This window comes from Acinetobacter sp. YH12072 (genome assembly GCF_013419565.1).
Lineage (GTDB): Bacteria > Pseudomonadota > Gammaproteobacteria > Pseudomonadales > Moraxellaceae > Acinetobacter.
Window position 1 is genome coordinate 1 of the sequence record NZ_VOZV01000098.1, and the last position, 1,040, is coordinate 1,040.

Consider the following 1,040-nt stretch of genomic DNA (forward strand, 5'->3'; position numbering starts at 1 on the left):
CTTGCGCAGCAGTGCTGCTTGTATCTTGATTGATATAGTGATTAGCTACCACTATACGCAAATTGTAGAGTTTGGAGTGCTGCTAAAATCTTAAATTTGAACCTGAGATAAAACCTACAATTTGCCCTTATCCCTCATACAACTCTGAACGGTAACTAAGCACTTTGATGCTGTATTCACAAGGTAAGATGATGGTTAATGGGATAAAAATCATAGCTTAAACTCAAGGAATATCACCATGATTATGCTAGGTATTGATGTCAGTAAAACCAAAATAGATTGTTGCATTTTCCCTCAAGGTTTGACTGGAAAAAGAAAAAATAAAATATTTACTAATACAGAAAGTGGCTTTGGCAGTCTGCTCAAATGGCTCATCACTCTTAAAATTGAACCTGATCAAGTGACAGCAATCATGGAAGCGACTTCGGTTTATCACGAGAATTTGGGATATTATCTATATGATGCAGGTGTAAAGGTTTGTGTGGCTAATCCTTCACGAGTAAGAGCCTTTGCCAAAGGCATGTCCATGCTAAATAAAACGGATAAAGCTGATAGTGAAGCTCTTTCACGTTATGGTTACACCGCAAAGTTAATCATATGGCAGCCTGAACCTGAAAATGTCAGATTATTAAAAGCTTTACTAGGCAGACGAGATGTCTATCTAGGTAGTCTATTGCAGGAAAAGAATCGACTTGAAAAGGCGCAGTCCACTCATACCTCCGTTGTTGTGATTAAATTACTTGAAGAGAATATTGAGTATTTAAATCAGCAACTTGAACATATTGATAAGTTAATAAATAATCACATAGATCAAGATCCAACATTGAAACAGGATTTGAAATTACTGCAAACTATTCCTTCAATCGGTGAACGATCAGGCTTATTACTGTTGGGGTTATTTCATTCGCACAAGTTTGAAAAAGCAAGTCAAGCTGCTGCATATGTAGGTTTGGTTCCAGTACATCAGTTGTCTGGCAGTTCAGTCAACAAGCAAAGTCACTTATCAAAAGCAGGTGACAGTAAAATACGCTCAGTATTGT

Annotated in this window: 1 protein-coding gene; it reads left to right on the forward strand. The window is 37.1% G+C overall.

Going from position 1 to position 1,040, the window contains the following annotated elements; translation table 11 throughout:
- Positions 1–238 precede the first annotated feature (238 nt).
- On the forward strand, positions 239–1,040 hold an 802-nt coding region (locus tag FTU19_RS16175; protein ID WP_180131927.1), incomplete at its 3' end, for an IS110 family transposase.